The sequence below is a fragment of the uncultured Nitratireductor sp. genome, from assembly GCF_913053745.1.
Lineage (GTDB): Bacteria > Pseudomonadota > Alphaproteobacteria > Rhizobiales > Rhizobiaceae > Nitratireductor.
In genome coordinates this window covers 16,972-37,834 of record NZ_CAJXGF010000009.1, presented here as the reverse complement: position 1 = coordinate 37,834, position 20,863 = coordinate 16,972, and the positions used below count along the sequence as shown (strand labels likewise).

The 20,863-nt window shown below is 58.9% G+C and carries 23 protein-coding genes; 13 read left to right on the top strand and 10 right to left on the bottom strand.

Annotated features, from left to right (window positions below; all coding sequences use genetic code 11):
* The first annotated feature begins 225 nt into the window (after positions 1-225).
* The 7 genes from QZ638_RS02970 (at position 226) to aat (ending at position 8,444) form a co-directional block, all read left to right on the top strand.
* Entirely contained in the window at positions 226-2,982 is a 2,757-nt protein-coding gene (locus QZ638_RS02970) for a ribonuclease E/G (protein ID WP_295806667.1), read from the top strand.
* Positions 2,983-3,150: 168 nt separating this feature from the next.
* Entirely contained in the window at positions 3,151-4,521 is a 1,371-nt protein-coding gene (locus QZ638_RS02965; RefSeq protein WP_295806664.1) for a M48 family metalloprotease, read from the top strand.
* A gap of 73 nt (positions 4,522-4,594) precedes the next feature.
* Positions 4,595-5,362: a DsbA family protein gene (locus QZ638_RS02960; protein WP_295806662.1), complete on the top strand. Its 768-nt coding sequence runs from the start codon at positions 4,595-4,597 to the stop codon at positions 5,360-5,362.
* A 118-nt stretch (positions 5,363-5,480) separates the two neighbouring features.
* On the top strand, positions 5,481-5,924 hold the full coding sequence (gene aroQ, locus QZ638_RS02955) for a type II 3-dehydroquinate dehydratase (protein WP_295806659.1): 444 nt from the start codon (positions 5,481-5,483) through the stop codon (positions 5,922-5,924).
* Positions 5,925-5,945: 21 nt separating this feature from the next.
* Entirely contained in the window at positions 5,946-6,416 is a 471-nt protein-coding gene (accB, locus tag QZ638_RS02950) for an acetyl-CoA carboxylase biotin carboxyl carrier protein (protein ID WP_295806657.1), read from the top strand.
* A 16-nt stretch (positions 6,417-6,432) separates the two neighbouring features.
* Positions 6,433-7,776: an acetyl-CoA carboxylase biotin carboxylase subunit gene (gene accC / locus QZ638_RS02945; protein WP_295806655.1), complete on the top strand. Its 1,344-nt coding sequence runs from the start codon at positions 6,433-6,435 to the stop codon at positions 7,774-7,776.
* 47 nt (positions 7,777-7,823) lie between these two features.
* Positions 7,824-8,444: a leucyl/phenylalanyl-tRNA--protein transferase gene (gene aat, locus QZ638_RS02940; protein WP_295806654.1), complete on the top strand. Its 621-nt coding sequence runs from the start codon at positions 7,824-7,826 to the stop codon at positions 8,442-8,444.
* Between the two features lie 9 nt (positions 8,445-8,453).
* On the opposite strand, the gene QZ638_RS02935 is transcribed toward aat, so the two are convergent.
* From QZ638_RS02935 to gatB, 5 genes are all read right to left on the bottom strand, one after another.
* Positions 8,454-8,879 (bottom strand): DUF2155 domain-containing protein, encoded by a 426-nt coding sequence (locus tag QZ638_RS02935; RefSeq protein WP_295806651.1) that lies wholly within the window; start codon positions 8,877-8,879, stop codon positions 8,454-8,456.
* A 116-nt stretch (positions 8,880-8,995) separates the two neighbouring features.
* Positions 8,996-9,394 carry an NADH:ubiquinone oxidoreductase subunit NDUFA12 gene (locus QZ638_RS02930; protein WP_295806648.1) on the bottom strand — a complete coding sequence of 133 codons (399 nt, stop codon included), beginning with the start codon at positions 9,392-9,394 and terminating at the stop codon, positions 8,996-8,998.
* 103 nt (positions 9,395-9,497) lie between these two features.
* On the bottom strand, positions 9,498-9,983 hold the full coding sequence (locus QZ638_RS02925) for a GNAT family N-acetyltransferase (RefSeq protein WP_295806647.1): 486 nt from the start codon (positions 9,981-9,983) through the stop codon (positions 9,498-9,500).
* Complete coding sequence (locus QZ638_RS02920) at positions 9,983-10,489, bottom strand: GNAT family N-acetyltransferase (RefSeq protein WP_295806644.1); 507 nt, start codon at positions 10,487-10,489, stop codon at positions 9,983-9,985. Before QZ638_RS02920 ends, QZ638_RS02925 begins: the two co-directional genes overlap by 1 nt.
* Positions 10,482-11,984 carry an Asp-tRNA(Asn)/Glu-tRNA(Gln) amidotransferase subunit GatB gene (gene gatB, locus QZ638_RS02915; protein ID WP_295806642.1) on the bottom strand — a complete coding sequence of 501 codons (1,503 nt, stop codon included), beginning with the start codon at positions 11,982-11,984 and terminating at the stop codon, positions 10,482-10,484. The genes QZ638_RS02920 and gatB overlap by 8 nt, the downstream gene beginning before the upstream one ends.
* A gap of 297 nt (positions 11,985-12,281) precedes the next feature.
* Between gatB and QZ638_RS02910 the strand changes: the two genes are divergently transcribed.
* On the top strand, positions 12,282-12,539 hold the full coding sequence (locus tag QZ638_RS02910) for a YjhX family toxin (RefSeq protein ID WP_295806639.1): 258 nt from the start codon (positions 12,282-12,284) through the stop codon (positions 12,537-12,539).
* 37 nt (positions 12,540-12,576) lie between these two features.
* Here the strand turns inward: QZ638_RS02910 and QZ638_RS02905 are convergent, their stop codons facing one another.
* Together QZ638_RS02905 and QZ638_RS02900 are read right to left on the bottom strand one after the other, a co-directional pair.
* Positions 12,577-13,008: a CBS domain-containing protein gene (locus tag QZ638_RS02905; RefSeq protein ID WP_295806636.1), complete on the bottom strand. Its 432-nt coding sequence runs from the start codon at positions 13,006-13,008 to the stop codon at positions 12,577-12,579.
* Positions 13,009-13,103: 95 nt separating this feature from the next.
* Positions 13,104-13,853 carry a rhomboid family intramembrane serine protease gene (locus tag QZ638_RS02900; RefSeq protein WP_295806632.1) on the bottom strand — a complete coding sequence of 250 codons (750 nt, stop codon included), beginning with the start codon at positions 13,851-13,853 and terminating at the stop codon, positions 13,104-13,106.
* 341 nt (positions 13,854-14,194) lie between these two features.
* Between QZ638_RS02900 and QZ638_RS02895 the strand changes: the two genes are divergently transcribed.
* The 3 genes from QZ638_RS02895 (at position 14,195) to QZ638_RS02885 (ending at position 16,891) form a co-directional block, all read left to right on the top strand.
* Positions 14,195-14,833, top strand: a complete 639-nt coding sequence (locus QZ638_RS02895; RefSeq protein WP_295806630.1) for a PAS domain-containing protein — start codon at positions 14,195-14,197, stop codon at positions 14,831-14,833.
* Between the two features lie 92 nt (positions 14,834-14,925).
* Positions 14,926-15,543 (top strand): PilZ domain-containing protein, encoded by a 618-nt coding sequence (locus QZ638_RS02890; RefSeq protein ID WP_295806628.1) that lies wholly within the window; start codon positions 14,926-14,928, stop codon positions 15,541-15,543.
* Positions 15,544-16,276: 733 nt separating this feature from the next.
* A complete protein-coding gene (locus QZ638_RS02885; RefSeq protein WP_295806626.1) occupies positions 16,277-16,891 on the top strand; it encodes a transglutaminase-like cysteine peptidase in 615 nt (204 codons plus the stop codon).
* A gap of 196 nt (positions 16,892-17,087) precedes the next feature.
* On the opposite strand, the gene QZ638_RS02880 is transcribed toward QZ638_RS02885, so the two are convergent.
* Positions 17,088-17,567, bottom strand: coding sequence for a gamma carbonic anhydrase family protein (locus QZ638_RS02880; protein ID WP_295806623.1), 480 nt, complete (start codon positions 17,565-17,567; stop codon positions 17,088-17,090).
* Between the two features lie 210 nt (positions 17,568-17,777).
* Here QZ638_RS02880 and QZ638_RS02875 point away from each other — a divergent pair, with 210 nt between their 5' ends.
* The gene (locus QZ638_RS02875) at positions 17,778-18,524 is read left to right on the top strand and encodes a hypothetical protein (RefSeq protein ID WP_295806620.1); all 747 of its coding nucleotides are present in this window, start codon (positions 17,778-17,780) and stop codon (positions 18,522-18,524) included.
* An 84-nt stretch (positions 18,525-18,608) separates the two neighbouring features.
* Here QZ638_RS02875 and QZ638_RS02870 read toward each other — a convergent pair whose 3' ends face one another.
* The gene (locus tag QZ638_RS02870) at positions 18,609-18,815 is read right to left on the bottom strand and encodes a DUF3126 family protein (protein ID WP_007008028.1); all 207 of its coding nucleotides are present in this window, start codon (positions 18,813-18,815) and stop codon (positions 18,609-18,611) included.
* A gap of 299 nt (positions 18,816-19,114) precedes the next feature.
* The gene (cysE, locus tag QZ638_RS02865) at positions 19,115-19,951 is read right to left on the bottom strand and encodes a serine O-acetyltransferase (protein ID WP_295806615.1); all 837 of its coding nucleotides are present in this window, start codon (positions 19,949-19,951) and stop codon (positions 19,115-19,117) included.
* A 109-nt stretch (positions 19,952-20,060) separates the two neighbouring features.
* On the opposite strand from cysE, the gene QZ638_RS02860 reads away from it, so the two are divergent.
* Complete coding sequence (locus QZ638_RS02860) at positions 20,061-20,861, top strand: enoyl-CoA hydratase-related protein (protein WP_295806612.1); 801 nt, start codon at positions 20,061-20,063, stop codon at positions 20,859-20,861.
* Positions 20,862-20,863: the final 2 nt, after the last annotated feature.

Genomic DNA, 20,863 nt, shown 5'->3' with positions numbered 1-20,863 from the left:
GGGCCTTGGTTGAAACGGTTCTGCCAGGCGATGGAATGGCTTCAGGCGCGATGGGAAATAGATCCGGATTAAAACACACCGCTCAAACGGTGGTCCGGCCCAATTTCGCGCAGCCCTCAACGCCGGCGAGCCTCAAATTATCCGGCACCGATTGTTACTATGGCTTGCGGCGACACCCGCAGAGCTCGGCCCGACAATCGATCTCTGCCGGGGAGACAAGAATTTATGCCGAACAAAATGCTAATAGACGCCTCCCATCCGGAGGAAACAAGGGTTGTCGTCCTTCGCGGTAATCGCATCGAAGAATTCGATTTCGAATCCCAAGATAAGAAGCAACTTCGAGGAAACATCTATCTGGCGCGCGTAACGCGCGTGGAACCGTCTCTCCAGGCCGCCTTTGTCGAATATGGCGGAAACAGACATGGTTTTCTCGCTTTTAGTGAAATTCACCCGGACTACTATCAAATTCCGGTCGCGGATCGTCAGGCACTTCTCGAAGCCGAGGCTGCGGAAGCGAAGGCCGATGACGACGAAGACGAAGTCGAGCAGCGCCAGGCCCAGAAGGGGAATCGCAAACGCCGGCGCGCCAGCACCAAGAAAAAGACAGCGAAACACGACGATGCCGCCGCTGATGACAACAACGGCGAGGAACAGCCCGGGGACGATTCCGCCGACACCGAGGACGATGAGAAATCGGCCGCCATGGCGGCGGATGCCGCCGGCGATGTTGTTTCGGAAGAGCCGCGCGGCAAGCGTTCCCGCCGCAGCCGCTCCGACGACGACAGCAACGGCGATGGCGAAGACGACAATGTGGACACCGTCGGTGCCGACGATGCGCTTGAGGAAGCGCAGCCTTCACGCCGTGCGGCACGCAAGAACTACAAGATTCAGGAAGTCATCAAGCGCCGCCAGATCCTGCTTGTGCAGGTCGTCAAGGAAGAGCGCGGCAACAAGGGTGCCGCACTCACGACCTACCTTTCGCTCGCCGGGCGCTATTCGGTTCTGATGCCGAACACGGCGCGCGGTGGCGGCATTTCGCGCAAGATCACCAATGTTCAGGATCGCAAGCGTCTGAAAGATGTCGTCAAGCAGCTCGACGTGCCACAAGGCATGGGCGTCATTTTGCGCACTGCCGGCGCCAACCGTACCAAAGCCGAAATCAAGCGTGACTACGATTATCTGATGCGCCTTTGGGAAAAGGTGCGCAGCCTGACGCTCGAATCGACCGCTCCCGCTCTCGTCTACGAAGAAGGCAGCCTCATCAAGCGGTCGGTGCGCGATCTCTACAATAAGGATATCGGTGAAGTCCTTGTGGCCGGCGAGGAAGGTTATCGCGAGGCCAAAGACTTCATGCGCATGCTCATGCCGAGTCATGCCAAGGCCGTACAGCCATATCGCGATGTCACGCCGATCTTTGCCGGCAACGGCATCGAAGCCCAGCTCGATCGAATGCTACAGCCGCAGGTCACGTTGAAATCCGGCGGCTATATAATCATCAACCAGACCGAGGCGCTGGTTGCCATTGACGTCAACTCCGGGCGCTCAACCAAGGAACACTCCATCGAGGATACGGCGCTCCAGACCAATCTGGAAGCGGCGGAAGAAGTCGCACGTCAGTTGCGCCTGCGCGATCTCGCGGGCCTGATCGTCATCGACTTCATCGATATGGAGGAGAACCGGAACAACCGTGCGGTCGAAAAGCGTCTCAAGGAGTGCCTGAAGAATGATCGCGCACGCATCCAGGTGGGCCGCATTTCGCATTTCGGCCTTCTGGAAATGTCGCGTCAACGCATTCGGGCAAGCGTGCTGGAAAGCACAATGCAGCCCTGCCCCCATTGCGGTGGAACCGGCCACATCCGCTCCGATTCTTCGGTGGCGCTCTTTGTGGTGCGCTCGATCGAAGAGTATCTCCTCAAGGATTCGCGCAATGACATCGCAGTGCGCACCCCTGCCCCAACCGCGCTCTACCTTCTAAATTACAAACGTTCCAACCTGGTCGAGATGGAAACCCGCTTCGGCGTGAACATCATGGTGGAAGCCGACGACGATGTGGGCGCTCAGCATTTCGCCATCGCCAAGCAGCAACTTGCCGACAAATCCGGTATGGAGCAGCCCGCCCCCACGGCTCAGGCGCTTGCCGCCGAGCCTGCCGAGCCCGCAGCTCCAACGCCGGAAGTTGCCAGCAGCGAGGATGGCGAGCCGCGCAAACGCCGGCGCAAGCGCAAGCGCCGGGGTGGACGCAACCGCAACAATGCGAGCGAAGCGACAGCCGAGCAGAACCAGAACGAGAACGCCGAACAAGGCCCTGCAAGCGACACAAATGTCGCGGCCAATGCAGATGACGAAGCGGCAGCCACCTCCGAAGACACAGCCGATACGTCGGCTGCTGAAAGCGGCGATGGCGAGCGCAAAAAGCGTCATCGGGGCAAGCGAGGCGGTCGCAAGAATCGTCGCGACAATCAGGCGCAGGAAGAACAGGCCGATCCCTCCGGAACCATCAACGGCGAAGGAGATCCGGTACTGGCGGCGGCCGAACGGGCGGATACGGACGATAAGGTCGAGGCTGAAGCCGCAACGCAGGATGCACCTCAGACCGGGGCCACGGACGAAGTCCAGATGACGCCCCAGGATGAGAAACCGGCCAAGAAACCACGCCGACGTACCCGCAAGACGGCCGCTGCGGCTGCGGACGATAGCAAACAGGCCGATGCAACGAACGGAGCAAACCCACCATCGGGCGAAAAACCGTCCGAAGAAACGCCTGCTGAGAACGATACCCTTTCGGAGGTTGAGACGCCGGCTCCCAAGAAGCGTCGGGCATCAGCGCGTCGCAGCGCGACCAAAGCCAAGCCGGACGAAAAGAAAGCCGCCGCCAAGGAGGAAGCCGTCGCAGCGACCGAGCCGGTGGTCTCTTCGTCCGAACCGGCCGAGAAAGACAGACCCCGTAAGACCGGGTGGTGGCAGCGGAAAAGCTTTTTTTAGCCACCCGCAAGAGCCTTCATGAATAACGAGAAGCCGGCGCTGAGCGCCGACTTCTTGCATTCTAGAGGCATACTTGCAGATGATCAAAACTCTATGATCGCAGGCGTTTCTGCCTTTCCATTGCCCTCATGCTCGTCTACCACTTCCGCAATGCTTGAGAGAAACACCATGGTTTACACGACTGTCACGCGAACCATTTCGCTCTTCCTGCTTGCGGCTTATCTCAACGCCGTTTCAGCCCCTGCAGCGTTGGCTCAATCCAGAGTCACCGTTGTTCGCGACGCGGAAATCGAGGCACTGATCTCGGAATATGCGCGGCCGATCCTGAAAGCGGCGGGTCTTTCCCGGTCAGGAATCGACATCGTTTTGGTCAACGATCGCAGTTTCAATGCGTTCGTCGACGGACGCCGAATTTTCATCCACACAGGCGCGCTGACAGACGCCGATACTCCGAACGAAGTGATCGGTGTCATCGCCCACGAAGCCGGCCATATTGCCGGCGGGCACCAGGAGCGTTTGCGCCAGCAGCTAAAGCGCGCCCAGACGATGGCTATCGTCTCCGCCCTGATCGGTATCGGTGCGGGCGTTGCCGGGGCAGCATCCGATTCGCGCGGCCTAGCGACGGCCGGCGTCGGCATGGCTGCTGGCGGTGCCGAAATGGCACGCCGTAGCCTTCTTGGCTATCAGCGTTCCGAGGAAGCCACGGCAGACCGCACAGCAATCGACTATCTGAACAGCACCGGACAGTCGGCCAACGGCATGCTGAAGACGTTCGAGCGCCTGGCCGGAGGCATGGCACTTGCCGGGGTGAATGTCGATCCCTACCAGATCAGCCATCCGATGCCACGGGAACGCATCGCAAACCTAGAGGAACTCGCCCGCAACAGCCCCTATTTCGAACGCCAGGATCCTCCGCAACTGCAATTGCGTCACGATATGATGCGGGCCAAGATCGCGGCTTATATGCAAGGTGGTCAGGCCGTACAGCGCCTCTTTCGCGATGATCCGCGCGGCATTCCAGCGCGCTACGGCGATGCGATCTCTACCTATCTGAAGGGCAACCCACGCACGGCTCTGCAAAAGGTCGACGTGCTCGTCTCCCAATTGCCGCGCAATCCCTACTTGCAGGAGTTGCGCGGCGACATACTGATAAAGGGCAATCGTGCCGAAGAGGCTGCCAATGCCTATGCCAAGGCCCTGTCTCTGGCACCGGGCACACCCGGCCTGCTGCAGGTGGGGTACGGGCAAGCTCTTCTCGCGACCGGTAAGCCAAACCTGATCAGGAAGGCAGCGTCGGAATTGCAGACTGGGCTTTCCCGGGAGCCCGAATTTGCCAACGGCTATCGCTACCTTGCCCAAGCATATGGCCAACTTGGCGATGTCGCGGCAGCGGACCTGGCGACCGCTGAAGGCTATTTTCACCTTGGCAAGTATCAGGATGCGAAGATTTTCGCCACCAGGGCACAAAAGCGCCTGAAGCGTGGAACGCCAGGCTGGCTGCGTGCTCAGGATATCATTCAGTACAAGAAGCCGGGTTAGCGTGAACCTTTGGTCTCCGCATTGGCACTCACGATCGCACTCGTCCACCAATCAGATAAAATCGGAACGTGATATGACCTTCTCCAGAAAGATCCGCACCTTGGCGACAACGGTCGCTCTGCTTGTACCGGTGACGGTCCACGGCGCCGCGGCGCAGGCCGAAGCCACCACCCCGCTCGGCAAGACGGAGGTCGAGCAGATCGTGCGCGACTACCTGCTCAACAATCCCGAGATTCTGCTCGAGGTCCAGGAAGCGCTGGAAAGCAAGCAGCGCGAAGAGCAGAAACTGGCGCAACAGACGGTCATGAAGGATAAGAAAGAGCAGATTTTCAACAGCCCGTATGACGGTGTGGTCGGCAATCCCGACGCGGCAGTTACGGTGGTCGAGTTCTTCGACTACAATTGCGGTTACTGCAAACGCGCCATGGACGATATGCAGGCGCTGATCGAGGAGAACGACGATGTCCGGTTCGTCCTCAAGGAGTTCCCCATTCTCTCCGCTGAATCGCGCGAAGCCCACGTCGTTTCCATGGCGGTTCATGCCATCGCGCCAGACAAATATGCCGATTTCCATCAGAAACTTCTCGGTGCCGACACGCGTGCCAACGGTGAGCTTGCCATGAAAATCGCGACCGAGGCAGGCATCGATGAATCCACACTGCGCAAGGAAATGGAAAATCCGGAAATTCAGAAGGTCTTCGCCGAAACCTATGATCTGGCGAATCAGCTTGCCGTCACCGGGACGCCCGCCTATGTGATCGGCGAGGAAGTTGTGTTCGGCGCGCTGGGCAAAGACGTTCTGGCCGAGAAGATCGACCAGGCACGCACACAAGACAACTGATTGGAGCGTCAAGCGCTCTGTGGACAGATAAAGAAGCCCCTTGCCATCTTTGCGGCACGGTCTAAGCCCTCTATAGAGGAGCGTATCAGCGTGCTGCAAAGGGTCATGGGGCGAGTTTATGGCGAAAACAGTCTTCATTCTGAACGGACCCAACCTGAATGCGCTCGGCAGGCGGGAGCCCGGCATTTACGGCGGCGAGACCCTTGAACGGATCGAAGCGGCCTGCCGGGAAAAAGCTTCAGTACTGGGAATGGATATCGAATTTCGCCAATCCAACCACGAAGGCGACCTCGTCGACTGGATTCACGAAGCCGGTGACGGCGCTGCCGGCATCGTCATCAATCCCGGTGCCTACGGGCACACCTCGATCGCCTTGCACGATGCAATCCGTGCCGTGAGTCCGTTGCCGGTCATCGAGGTGCATATTTCCAACATTCACGCGCGCGAAACATTCCGCCACGTTTCGATGATAGCCCCTGCTGCGAAAGGCATGATTTGCGGTTTGGGCACAATCGGTTATGTACTCGCGCTAGACGCGTTGGCCGCAAACCGGCCCGGTTGAGAACAAAGCAGGACAAAGAATATGTCGACAAAGAAGACGGGGGTCGATCAGCAACTCATTCGCGAGCTTGCAACGATCTTGAACGACACCAATCTGACGGAAATCGAAGTCGAGCAGGACGATCTGCGAATCCGGGTCGCAAAACAGGGCGCGGCCGCTGTGCAGACTTACGCCGCTCCTGCTCCGGCGCCCGCCCCTGCGGCACCAGCTCCCGCAGCCGCGAAAGAAGAATCGGCAGCAGCCAACCCGGCGGATTCCAAGAACGCCGTTCCCTCTCCCATGGTCGGCACGGCCTACAAGGCGCCCGCGCCCGGCGCGAGTGCGTTCATCGAGATCGGCCAGTCGGTCAAGGAAGGCCAGACGCTTCTCATCATCGAAGCAATGAAGACCATGAACCAGATTCCTGCCCCCCGCTCCGGCACGGTGACGGCGATCCTGTTCGAGGATGCGCAGCCGGTCGAGTTTGGGGAGCCGCTGGTTGTCATCGAATAGTCCGGGGCAGGCGCGCATGTTTCACAAGATTCTCATCGCCAATCGCGGCGAAATCGCGCTGCGCGTGCTGCGCGCCGCCAAAGAGCTCGGCATCCAGACCGTGGCCGTGCATTCCACGGCGGACGCGGATGCGATGCATGTGCGGCTCGCCGACGAAAGCGTGTGTATTGGGCCGCCGCCCTCGCGCGACAGTTATCTGAACATCCATCAGATATTGGCCGCCTGCGAGATCACCGGCGCCGACGCCGTGCACCCGGGCTATGGTTTCCTATCGGAGAACGCCAAATTCTCCGAGATTCTGGCCGCACATAACCTCACCTTCATCGGCCCTTCGGCCGAACACATTCGCATCATGGGCGACAAGATCACCGCCAAGAAGACGGTGAAAGAGCTCGGCATTCCAGTCGTTCCCGGTTCCGATGGAGCGGTGACGGATGATGCCGAAGCCAAGCGCATCGCCGCCGAAATCGGCTATCCGGTGCTCATCAAGGCGTCGGCCGGCGGCGGCGGCCGCGGCATGAAGGTCGCGCGCACCGAAGCGGATCTCGCCGAGGCGCTCTCCACCGCCCGCTCGGAGGCCGGAGCAGCCTTCGGCGACGACGCCGTCTATATCGAGAAGTATCTGGCAAAACCGCGCCACATCGAGGTTCAGGTGATGGGCGACGGTGCCGGCAAGGCGATCCATCTTGGCGAACGCGATTGCTCGCTGCAGCGCCGTCACCAGAAGGTTTGGGAAGAGGCGAATTCACCCGCCCTCAATGTCGAACAGCGCAACCGCATCGGCGAGATCGTCTCCAAGGCCATCGCCGATCTCGGCTATTCCGGCGCCGGCACGATCGAGTTTCTCTACGAGAACGGTGAGTTCTACTTCATCGAGATGAATACGCGCTTGCAGGTGGAGCATCCGGTTACGGAGGCCATCACCGGAATTGACCTGGTGCACGAACAGATCCGCGTCGCCTCGGGCGGCGGTCTTTCCTGCACACAGGACGAGGTGCGCTTCGAGGGCCATGCCATCGAGTGCCGCATCAATGCGGAAGACCCGCGGACGTTTACTCCGTCTCCCGGTACGATCTCGCATTTCCACACGCCCGGCGGTCTCGGCATTCGTGTCGATTCCGGTGTCTACTCGGGCTATCGCATTCCACCCTATTACGACAGCCTGATCGGCAAGCTGATCGTGCACGGCCGCAATCGCGTGGAATGCATGATGCGCCTGCGCCGTGCCCTGGACGAGTTCGTCGTGGACGGTATCAAGACCACGCTGCCACTGTTCCAGGATCTTGTCGGCAATCCGGACATCGCCAATGGCGATTACGACATTCACTGGCTGGAGAATTACCTGGCGAGAACGAGCTGAGGCTCGGCACCCATGTGATTTTCCGGCAACCTCGCCGGTTGGGCACGATGGCACGACCTTTTGCACCTGGTTTTCAGATCCCTCCGGATCTTCTCTTGCGCGCCTACGCCACCGGGGTTTTCCCGATGGCCGAGCGCGCCGACGATCCGGAGGTGTTTTGGGTGCGGCCGGAAATGCGCGGTGTCATTCCCCTCAACGCATTTCACATCCCAAAGAGCCTCGCCAAGGCTTTGCGCCGCTCTCGCTTCCGCATCGCCTTCGACACGGATTTCGATGGCGTCATCGAAGGCTGCGCCGAAGCCCGCCGCGACAGCGACGAAACCTGGATCAACGCACCGATCCGCGAAGCCTATGGCGTTCTGTTCGAGAATGGGCATTGCCACACCGTGGAGGCATGGACGGAGGAAGGCCTTGTCGGTGGGCTCTACGGCGTCACGCTGGGCCGTGCCTTTTTCGGCGAGAGCATGTTCTCACGCCGCACCGATGCCTCGAAAGTCTGCCTCGTGCATCTCGTCGAACGCCTGCGCGCGCGGGGCTTTACCCTCCTCGACACGCAATTCACGACACCGCATCTGAAACAGTTTGGCGCAATCGACGTCCCGCGAAGCCGTTATGAGCAGCTTTTGCAGGAGGCGCTGCAAAGCGGCGAAGCACGCTTCAGTTCCTGAAACGGATCGTCAGTTGGTCTCCGGCGGGGGAACTTCGGTCTCTTCCTTGCAGGCCTTCAGCCACACATCGTAGACCGCGTGCTCGACAGCGTTGAGACCCGGACTTTCAGCGAGCATCCAGCCAGTGAAGATACGGCGAATCTCCCGATCGAGCGTGATCTCGTCCACTTCGACGAACGCGTCGGTGCGCGGCTCTTCGGTCTCTTCCGACGTGTAGCAGACACGCGGCGTGACCTGGAGCGCACCGAACTGCACAGTTTCATCCATATAGACATCGAAAGAGATGATCCGGCCGGTGATCTTGTCGATGCCGGTGAACTCGGCCACCGGATGCTTGATGCGCGCGGCCTGCACCGGCCCGACGACCAGCACAGCCAGTCCGAATGCCGCAATGAGCCCAACGACACCGGCGTTTTTCTTCTGGCCTGATTTCATTTGGCTCGACACCCGTTCTGTTCGCTTGTCACCCGAGAGAGCCCGGCGGAATCGCCTAACCCATGGCAAAGCTTACGATTAATGCGCAATTGTGGCGAGAACAGCGAGCGACTTCATCAGCCGCCAGGCGTCCACGCATCGTAGTCGCCGGTCACGCGCGGGCGGTCCTCGGCCGTCGCGATAGACCCTTTCGGGCGATACGCAGCCGGCGACCCCGTCAAGTTCGGCTGATGCGGTTTTTGCCATTCACTCGGCGTATAATTCTCGTTGACCGGCGCAACGTCGACGCGGTGATGTAGCCAACCATGCCAACCGGACGGCACCAGCGATGCATCGGAAATGCCGTTATAGATCACCCAGCGACGCGTGCGCCCCTCCGAATCCTTGCCGCCTTCATAATAAACGTTGCCGAACTCGTCTTCGCCGACGCGCGTTCCCTTGCGCCAGGTGTGGAAGCGGGTGCCCAGCGTCTGGCCATTCCACCAGGTGAAAAACTGAAGCAGGAACTTCTTCATGGCGTCCTCAAGTCGCTCGCTATCATCGTCAGAGATGGCTCGTGAACTGCGTTATGGCGTCCGCTTGGCCAGAAGGCAAGGCCCCCAGCCCAATGCTTCAGGTTCATTTCAGTCTCATCTTGAAACCGGCATGGGATTTCTTGAATCCGAGCCGTTCGTAGAAACGATGCGCGCCCTCGCGTGTCATATTCGACATAAGTTGAACGAGGCGGGCATCCACCGCCCTCGCCTGATTAATCGCATGGGAAATCATCAAAGCGCCTATCCCCATACCACGCAGGTCCTCGCGGGTCTGAACGGCCTGTATCTGAAAGCTGGCGCCACCACGCCCGGTGATGCCGGGGATGAGCGTCGTCTGGAAGGTTCCCGCGACCACGCCGTTAAGCTCGACAACGTAGAGTGTATCGTTTGGGCTGAGGCATATGCGCTCGAATGCCGCAAGATAGTCGTCCGCCACTTCTGGATCGGTGCTGTCTCCATGTCCACCGTCGGCATCAGCCGCGAAGAGCGCGACGATGGCTGCGACGTCATACCGTTGCGCGATTCGAATCAATGGCGCCCCGGTCCGCAGGCCTTCATCCGAAGTCATCAAAGCATCCGGCGATAGACGAGAGCCGGAATATCAAAGCCTGCCTCGCCACAGTCCTCGCTTCGCCCGGTTTGCTCGAAACCCAAACGCGCATAGAAGGCACGCGCTGCGCTGTTGGCTTCGTCCACCTCGAGCGTAATGAAGCGCGCCTCCGGAAAACACTGTGCGATCTCGGCAAAGAGCGCCTTGCCTATGCCTATTCCCTGGCATTCAGGATGCACATAGAGTTGTCGAAGTTTGACCTCCTGGCCCTTGTTCTCGGCTGCGGCAAATGCCATTCCGCCGATCCTCCGGCCATTGTCGGCCAGAACGAATTCCGAATGCGGCTGTTTCAAGCGCGCGCCGAGCGCGGCCAGGGAATGCCAGACATCGGTGATCTCGTTCACCCGCGCCTGACCATAGATCGCGTCATATGTGTCGTGCCAGGTTTCCACAAGAAGCGTACGCAAGGCAGGCAAGTCCCGCTCGCTCGCCGTGCGTAGGAAGAAAGTCCCTGTGTCAGGCATCGATACCGAGCTTTTCCTTCACCAGCGCGTTCACCGCCTGCGGATTGGCCTTGCCACCCGTCGCTTTCATCACCTGTCCGACAAACCAGCCGGCCAGCGTCGGCTTCGCCTTTGCCTGCTCGACCTTGTCCGGATTGGCCGCGATCACCTCATCGACAGCCTTTTCAATGGCGCCGGTGTCGGTCACCTGCTTCATGCCACGCTCATCGACGATGACGCGCGGATCGCCGCCCTCGTTGAGCACGATCTCGAAAAGATCCTTGGCGATCTTGCCGGAGATCGTGCCATCCTTGATCAGGTCGATTATCGCGCCGAGTTGTTCAGGCGTTACAGCTGTATCCTCGATTTCCTGGCCAGCCTTGTTCAAGGCACCCAAAAGATCGTTGATGACCCAGTTGGCGGCGCTCTTGCCATCGCGCCCTTCGGCCACCTTCTCGAAGAAGTCCGCCGTTGCCTTTTCCGCTATCAGAACCGAGGCATCGTACTCCGACAGTGCGAAAGCTTCTATGAAGCGTACCTTCTTATCATCCGGCAGTTCGGTAAGGTCGGCGGCGAGCGTATCCACGAAGGCCTGATCGAATTCGAGCGGCACCAGGTCCGGGTCGGGGAAATAACGGTAGTCGTGCGCCTCTTCTTTGGAGCGCATGGACCGGGTTTCTCCTTTCGCCGGATCGAACAGGCGAGTTTCCTGATCGATCGAGCCGCCGTCCTCGAGAATGGCGATCTGGCGGCGCGCCTCCGACTCGATGGCCTGACCGACAAAACGAACCGAGTTTACATTCTTGATCTCACAGCGCGTGCCGAATTCTCCACCCGGCTGGCGTACGGACACGTTCACGTCGGCGCGCATCGAACCTTCATCCATATTGCCGTCGCAAGTGCCCAGATAGCGCAGGATCGTGCGCAGCTTGGTCAAGAATGCCTTGGCTTCGTCCGCCGACCGGATATCGGGCTTCGAAACGATTTCCATCAATGCGACGCCTGAACGGTTGAGATCGACATAGGACATGGTGGGATGCTGGTCGTGCATCGATTTTCCAGCATCCTGCTCCAAATGCAGGCGCTCGATGCCGACCTCGATCTCCTCAAACGAGCCGTCTTTTGCCGGACCGACGGAGACTGTTACCTTCCCCTCACCGACAATCGGCTGCTTGAACTGCGAGATCTGATAGCCCTGTGGCAGATCCGGATAGAAATAGTTCTTGCGATCGAAAACCGAACGCAAATTGATCTGCGCTTTCAGACCCAGGCCTGTGCGGATCGCCTGCTTGACGCATTCCTCGTTGATCACCGGCAGCATGCCGGGCATGGCCGCATCAACGAGAGAAACATTCGCGTTGGGGGCGGCACCGAAAGACGTCGAGGCCCCGGAAAAGAGTTTGGCTTGGGATGTAACCTGGGCATGGATCTCCATGCCGACGATTATCTCCCAGTCGCCGGTCGCGCCGGAGATGAAACGCTTGGGGTCGGGCGTGCGCGTATCGATGATTGTCATGGTTTCACGGTGCCGTGCAGTCGGATGGTTCAAATTGGATCGCCGCATTCGCTAGACCAAACCCACCCGCGTGGCAAGCCAAGTGCTTTATTCCAGCCGCAGTTTGCTTTATGAAACGCGGCATCGAACGGAGTTTTTATGTCCAACAGCCTTGAGGCCCGGTGAAGCCCCGAACCTGAACCAACGCAGGATCGGGGCATGAAAACCTTCAACCCCGCGTCGTCGCATGTCGACGCGGAAATGTTTGCTGGCCATCGGGTCAGCGGTTTTCCTATCGGTCTTCCAGGACTTCAAGACATGGATATTTCACGCGCAGAACAGCGCATCCTGCATATAATGGCGCAGGGCGGTCGCATCGACATCGAAAAGGACGAGCGCGGCCAAATTCTCGAACTGAACTGCGTCACACGCGACGGCTGGTGTTTCCCCGGCCTCGACATGCCGCTATTCAGAAAAATCAAACGCAAACGCGCGATCCAATCGCGCAATGGCGGCCCATACCGCATTACACGACGCGGTCTGCAACTGGTTCGCTCACAAGGCGACAACCGTTGAAATGGAGCGAGGCTGCCGGTCGGCAACCTCCTCTTCTTCAGGCTGTGGCGATGTAGCTGCGGATGTCCTCCGCCTCGCGCTCGACTTCCTCGATGCGCTTCTTCACGACGTCGCCGATGGAGATGATACCGGCGATCTTGCCACTCTCCTCGACAGGTAGATGGCGAAAACGTCCGGTGGTCATAATCTGCATGACCTCGTTGATGGTGTTCTGCTCATGGCAGCGCTGCACCTTGGAGGTCATGACCTTGGAGATGGTCTGTTCAAGTGCGCCGGCACCATCCCTGCCGATCACGCGAACGATGTCGCGCTCCGACAGAATGCCCGCTATGCGGTCGTCCGCCTCGGTCACGACGATTGCGCCGATACCGCGTTCCGACAAAAGTTGTGCCGCATCCGCCAACTTTTTGTCGGGACCGATGGTGACCACGTTGCGCCCTTTGGCATCCAGAATGGCTTTCACCGTCATGGCAATCTCCTTCTCCTCGCAACGCACCAATGTTGCGCCGAGCCCAAATGCTTTGCAAGTGGTGGATTGGCGGTCTTTCCGGGTGCTGTCGGACGTCAGAGATCCTTTGGACGAGGCCGCCGATCGAACGCCTGAACGCAAAAGAAGCCCAGCAGAAAGCCACCTATATGCGCCTCCCAGGCGATTTGCGGCTCGTTGGCTACCGTACCGCTGAAAACGCCTGTCACAAGGTTGGCGACCATCCACACGCTTAGAAAAGTCAAGACTGTCCGGGATCGCAACACCAGCAAAACCGGCAGAACCGGCCCTGTGAATGCCGGTTTCGGTGCGCTGCGGTCCACTTGGAAAGCAAAGCGTGCGGCCGCGCCCATCATGGCAGAAATCGAACCGGAAGCTCCCACGAGAGGAACCGCCGAAAAAGGGTACAGGATGAAATGAAAGGCCACCGCCGCAAGAGCACCGGCAATCCAGAAGAGCAGAAAACGCAAGGTGCCGATGCGATTGGCAAGGGGTGAACCGAAAGCCGCCAGCCAGATCATATTCACGAGAAGATGGCCCCAGCTTCCATGCAGAACGGAATAGGTGACGGGACTGAAAAGCGCAGGGAGATCGAATGCGAACTGGCCCGTATAGCGGATGGGCAGGAACGCAAAATGCACCATCAGCCAGAGCTGTTGATCCAGATCCAGCCAGAAAACCTCGACCGCGTAGATAGCCATGCATATCAGGCCGACAAGCGTGACCGCGGGCGCCAGATTGAATACGGGCTCGTGGCCGCGATCACCGCCGCGCCGCGGTCCTTCGGATTCCTCGGTCGGAATCGCACGCTCTTCATTTCTTTCCATGATTTTGCGTAGCAGACGTGTGCGAAAGAAAAAAGCCGCTCAGGTGAAACCGTAACGGTCGTCCTGAACGGCTTTGTCGAGCCCCCCTGCCGGTTCTTTTCTTCTTTGAAACTCGGCCCTGCCCGTCTTCCCGATGATTCGGTCTTGCTGGTGCCCGAACAGTGTCAGCGGCCCGCAAACCGCGCAAACGAAACTCTTTTTTAACCTTAACGAAACGGCCGCGTGAACAACCGCGGCCGCTTTGGCACGCATCCTGCAGCCATCCACATGTCGCTATTGAAAATGCCCGTACCTGTCCGCCTATGGGACAGGCCCGGGCCGAAGGTAAGGAGCCAAGAGGCATGAAACACGATGGTTCTGTGACGTTGTTCCAATATTGGAACAGGTTGCGCGGCAACCGTCCGGCCCCCAAACGCACGGAAGTCGAGCCCGCAGAGATCAAAACCCTGCTGGCAGACACGTTCATCCTAGAAAAGGATGCGCGCGGCGAGGCCGTGTTCCGCCTTGCCGGCACCCGCTTATGTGCCACTTTCGGAAAGGAATTGAAGGGGCTGTCTTTCGCCTCGCTTTGGGCGGACCGCGATCAGACGGTCGTCGGTAAGCTAGCGCGCAGCGTCTTCGACATGAAATCCGTCGTGGCCCTGTCTTTCATCGGAAAAAACAAGTCGGGCGACACGGCATCCTTCGAGCTCCTGCTGTTGCCTCTCGAAGGCGGTATGGAAAGCCCACGCGCCATGGGGTCGCTTCTGGCGTGCGAAAAACCTTTCTGGCTGGGCATCGAGGCCCTTACCGCCTGCGAGGTAGCCTCGCTGCGCCTCATCGACGCCGATCGAGAACCGCTTCTTCTCAAAAACCGTCCAGCGGTCGAGGTTCCGCCGCTTGTACCGGAACGACGCTCGATCACAAACAGTCTGATCGAGCCCGGACAGGGTCGGCGCTTCCGGCATCTTGTGGTCTTTGATGGCGGTCGAGACACATGAGGGCCTCTTACCGGTTGTTAACCGCTTGGGCGTAGGGTTGCGCTGCCATTTCAGGGCAGTCCGAACCGCCAGAGCGAAGAGCGCATACCACCATGTCAGTGGCGACAAACCTGTCCTCCCTAGATGATGAGCGGCGCAGCTTTCAGCGCGTCAAAGTGTCGATATACGGCCGTTTCATGCTGGAGGATCGTAGCGAGCATGCCTGCCGGGTGACCGATATGTCGCCCGGCGATGTGTGCATGATTACCCAGCGTTCGGGCAGGCAGGGCGAGCGCGTGATTGCCTATCTCGATCACATCGGTCGCATCGAGGGCGAAATCATCCGCGTGAATAGAGACGGATTTGCGATGACGGTGGTGGCCTCGGAGCGCAAGCGCGACAAGCTCGCCGCCCAGCTCACATGGCTTGCCAACAAGCATGAGCTGGACCTGCCGGAAGACCGCCGCCACGAGCGCATCGCGCCGCGCAATCCTATCAGCATGTTGCGCCTGCCAGACGGACGCGAATATCGCTGCCGCATCATCGACCTTTCGCTTTCGGGCGCTGCCGTCGAAAGCGAGGTCAGGCCCGAACGGGGCACCCAGGTACATCTTGGTACGATGCGCGGCCAGGTGGTGCGCCTCTTCGACGACGGCGTCGCAATCGAATTCGCTAGCATCCAGAACCGCCAAGCCCTGGAAGCGGAGTTTTCGCTGCCGACCGAAAGCTGAGAGCAAGGTCGAGCTCGACGCCCAAGCGCTTCGCCGGTTCCCCGAAATCCTTCGCACTCACGTCCAAGCCACCTTGGAAGCGCAATCAGCCGTCCTTCTCCCTCCCCGCGTTCCTCCGCACGCGCCAGCAATACTCGTCTATGAGCACAGGCACGGATACCCGTGAGATCGTTGTTGTGCGAAAAGCCAATTTGGGCGCGGCTGAACGGATCGAGTTCACTTGCGGCAATCGGCGCCGGATCACCCCCGTCTCCCGCAAGGTCGTCTCCGGATTCTCCCGGTGCAACACATCGATCAAGAACGCAAAACGGTCGCTGCTTCGAACCGTCTGCATTGATGGCTGGCAACGTACACGCCATGCGTCGGCAAAATTTCTAAGCTCCATGCGTCTCTACAGCGTATAAGGCGTCGCTCACCGTCGGTGCAACGCCGCCACACCACCACGACAGTGTCGAACACATCGGACACCGAAGCACGCGCGCTCTTCTTCTTCTTCTTCTTGATCTCGGCCAATTTCTTCGAACGTCTAAAACACCTCGCGGACCCACAAAACGCGCCTTCCAATTTCATTACAATTTTAGATAAATTTTCCTAAAATAAAAATCGAATTTGTCTCAGAATTTATATTTATTTGATTCAAATACAGATAGAATTTAGTGCGATTTATACTTCGCGATTTTGCCGGGAATAAATTCCCCTGTGCCATTGTCACCTCAAACGGGGAGACAAGACAATGGGGCACGCAAGAGGCGCACGGCTCATCGCCGCAGCAGCACTGGCTCTCGGAGCATTCACCACGGGGGCCTTCGCCACACCCAATTTCATGAAGATCGGTGGCCTCACCAGCCAACCCATCGGTCACTACGAATTGTGCCAGCGCGAGCCGGTTGAATGCCGCCAGACCACAGCGCGTCCGCGACCGATGCAGCTCACGCGCAAGCTGTGGCAGGTGATGATCGACATCAACAATGCGGTGAACTCAACCGTCATGCCGCGCACCGACATGGAAATGTGGGGCATCGAAGAGTATTGGTCCTATCCGCAGGCCTATGGCGATTGCGAGGATTACGTCCTGGAGAAGCGCCGCCGCCTGATGCAGGCCGGTGTTCCGGCAGGCAACCTTCTCATAACAGTGGTTCGCCAGCCCAACGGCGATGGACATGCGGTACTGACGGTCGTTACCAATATGGGCGATTATGTTCTGGATAATCTGGAAGCACGCGTCTCGGTTTGGACCGATACCGATTATACTTATCTGAAACGGCAGTCGGCGTCTCACTCCGGCAAATGGGTCACCATCAATGACGGGCGGGCCATCGCAGTCGGCAGCGTTGCATCGAACCGCTAATCCATTCCATACTCGTGGGCGCAAAGGACGGGACGCACCCATGACAGACTGACATCCAACGGACAGCGCTGCGCTCGAGACCTCCGCGCAGCCGGTTCCGTTGCGGAATACCCGGTCGAGACCCCACCTCCCCGTCCCCAACGACCGGGTACAGGAGCCGGCCCACCCCATGGGCCGGCTCCGCTTTTTAAAAACACTAGAGGGTCTTCAAGCCAGTCATGAAACGGTTGCCGTTCTCCACATAATGATCGGCCGACCATTTCAAGCCGCGCTCGGCTTCCTTGTCCAGCGTCCGCACCACCTTGGCCGGCGCTCCTACAACCAGAGAGTTGTCGGGAATCTTTTTATTCTCCGTCACCAGCGCCCCCGCCCCGACGAGACAGTTGTTGCCGATCTGCACCCCGTTCAGAACGATAGCGCCCATGCCGATAAGACTGTTGTCGCCAATTTGGCAACCGTGCAGGATCGCTCGGTGACCGACAGTGCAGCCCCGCCCGACAATCAGCGGGAACCCCATATCCGTATGCAGCACCGAATGTTCCTGGATGTTCGAATCCGCTCCAATTTCGATGGGCTCGTTGTCGCCACGCAACACGGCACCGAACCAGATGCCTGCATTGCGCCCGAGACTCACCCGCCCGATGATCGATGCACCCGCCAATGCATAAATCGGCATGAAACACTCCCAGATCGATAATGCCGGCACCCTACAACACACGGTGACGAAGAAGAATTCCGGATCTGCACGACCGCTTTTCCAACTGCCCATAAGCCGAAATGCGGCCACGCGAATTTACCATCCATTTACCATGTCGAGCCAAGGTTTCGCTGATAATCACACACCGAAACCGATTCCCTGCTCCTTTGGCAGGCAAGCCGTGAGGGAATGAAACTGGCGACGGGCCAAACCACACCGGCTTCCAAAGCGGAGCCCGTTTCGCGGCGCAATCGCTTTGCGATCCGCACATTCCAGTTCTGCCTCGTTCTCTTGTTTCTGTCGGTCGGCATCCTGGTTCTCGGACGCTGGTACGGCGCTACCCTATCGAATGGAGGCCACACCGCATCGAACCAACTTCGGGAAATCGTAATTCGCAACAATGTCCTCACGGTTCCCGAAAACACGATCCGTTTTAGAAGCGCGCGCAGGGATGGTGTGACGCTGCGTCTGGATCTCTATCTGACCTGGCCTGAACTTGAAGGTTACACGCTGCACCGACGCGCTGATTTCAATCATGAAGATGGCTCGCGAAACATCGTGTTTCTGACATTCGAGGAACAGACTATGTCGCGCGACATGAGCGACCGGCTAGAGCCGGTTTATCGCCAGGTTATCGAGAAACGGTCGATCGCTGGACCTGGCGACATCCGCTTCCATCGTTTCAAGAAGGATTCCGGTTATGCCGGCGAAGTCTTGGCTATCGCGCAAGCGACCACGCCGATGCCACCTTTCGTGGCCCGATGCCTGACCGGTGCCGCAGCGCGTGAAGCGCTGGCGCCCTGTGAGCGCGATATCAATGTCGGAAACCGTCTGAGCATGACATACCGTTTCCCTGCCTCTCTGCTCGGGCAATGGAAAATGCTCGATGAAGCTATCAAACGGAAAGTCTCCCGCTTTTTGAACGCACCGCACTGATCGGCAGCTATTGCGCCTGCAGACAAACAAAAAACCCACGTGCTGCAGCACGTGGGCTCGATGTCGACCGGCATGCAGGAGGTTTCAAAGATCGATGTCGAGAATGGCCATCGAGAAGTTGTATGACAGCTCGCCTTCGTCTTCATCCTTGAAGATGATGCCGAGAAACTCGTCCCCAAGATAGAGCTCGCAAGAATCGTCCTTGCGCGGACGCGCCTTCACACTCAGGGCGGGATTGTTGAAGGTGCGTTTGAAATACGCTTCGAGCTTTCTGATTTCCTCGGGATTCAAGAAACATCTCCACTGCCTCGCGCATCGTCTGGATCGAACTTCCTTCGGGAAGTCTTGATGCGCAGCCTCAAATTTCGTGCAGGGCCAACAGTTCAGCCTGAAGGCTGACTGACGACGCTGCTGCGGTCGCGCGCTTCTGGCACGAGCCCATTGCCACTGTAAACCCTGAAACCCGGATTTCAGCCGCAAAGCCCTGGCGGGTCAACAGGCGTTTCCACAGAAGCGATATTCTCCACACCCGGTCTTACCCGGCGTTGATCGCCTCATACAGTGCGGTAAGGAGAATTTCGGGACCGGCGTCAGGCTTCGCCATGCAAGATCTGGTCCATCGAACGGGACGGTTCGCTACACCCGGATTCGCCAACCACACGCGCAGGCACACCGGCCACTGTCTTGGCCGAGGGCACGTCGTTCAAGACCACCGACCCGGCAGCCACACGTGCACAATGGCCCACTTCGATGTTTCCAAGAATCTTCGCTCCGGCACCGATCAGAACGCCATAACGAATCTTTGGATGGCGATCACCGGTTTCCTTGCCGGTACCTCCGAGCGTGACGGCATGCAAAAGAGATACATCGTCCTCGACGACGGCCGTTTCGCCGATCACAACGCCGGTTGCATGATCGATGAAAATACCTTTACCCATACGCGCAGCCGGATTGATATCCGTCTGAAAGACGGAGGAGGAACGGCTTTGCAGATAAAGTGCGAAGTCCCGACGCCCTTCATTCCAAAGCCAATGAGCCAGCCGATGCGTCTGGATGGCGTGAAATCCCTTGAAATAAAGCACCGGCATCAAAAAACGGTCGCATGCCGGATCCCGGTCGTAATAGGCCTGGATATCGACACGAACCGTCGTGCGCCAGTCCGGCTCGGCCTCGAGCATGGCGTGAAACGTCTGGCGGATCAGATCAGCCCCCATGTCCGGGTGATCGAGCCGCTCGGCAACCCGGTGAACAACCGCGCTTTCCAGATCATCGTGATTGAGTATGGTTGCATAAAGAAACGCCGCAAGCAGCGGATCGTTAGCCACAGCCGCCTCCGCCTCCTCCCGCACCGCATACCAGATCGGGTCCACAGGTTGCGGCGTGCTTTTGCCGGAACTGCGTTCACGAATTGCATTGCGTGCGTTCATGGGATTTCTCCACGGCGGGCGTAAACTTGCCTTGAGCGCCAACATACGTCAGAAGCCATAGTAATTGAACAGCAAAAAACCGCGACCATAGCTACAGGAAAATTGATGAATGACGGTGCCAGCCCATCACAGTGAGCCAGCTTTACGCATTTCCCGCACCGACGGCGTGGCGACGATTCTCCTGTCGCGGCCGGGAAAGATGAACGCGGTTTCCCAGGCAATGTGGCGCAACCTGATTACAGCAATCGACGAAATCGATGCGGACGAGACGACCCGGGCGATCGTTTTGCGGGGAGCGGGCGACAATTTCTGCGCGGGCGCAGACATTTCGGAATTTGAGAGTGTACGCCGGGACGCGGAGACAGCGCGCGTTTATGAAACGCTCAATGCCGAGACGTTCGCCGCCATCCGTAACACGCGTCTTCCCACCCTGGCTGCCATTTCCGGCGTATGCTTCGGCGGTGGCTTTGGTTTGGCCGCTGCCTGCGACCTGCGGATTTCGACACCCGATGCGCTCTTTGCAGTGCCTGCGGCGCGCCTCGGTCTCGCCTATCCGGTCGAAGCGATGGGCGACATCGTTGCAACCGCCGGCGCACAGATGGCGCGTTATCTTACCTTTACCGGTGCGCGCATCGGTGCAGCGCGCGCCCGCGAATGCGGTTTTCTTCTGGAGATCGTGCCCACCGACGTTCTGATCAGCCGGGCCAATGAGATTGCCGCCATGCTCGCTGCCAATGCACCTTTGTCGATCCGCGCCTCCAAAGCCTCCATCGCCGCGGCCCTGACATGCGACGGTGAAGATCTTGCGCGAGCGCAGCATCTCGGCGATATCACGTTCGAAAGCGCGGACTATGCTGAGGGTCGCCTTGCATTCCGCGAGCGTCGGCCGGCACGGTTCCGGGGCGATTAAGA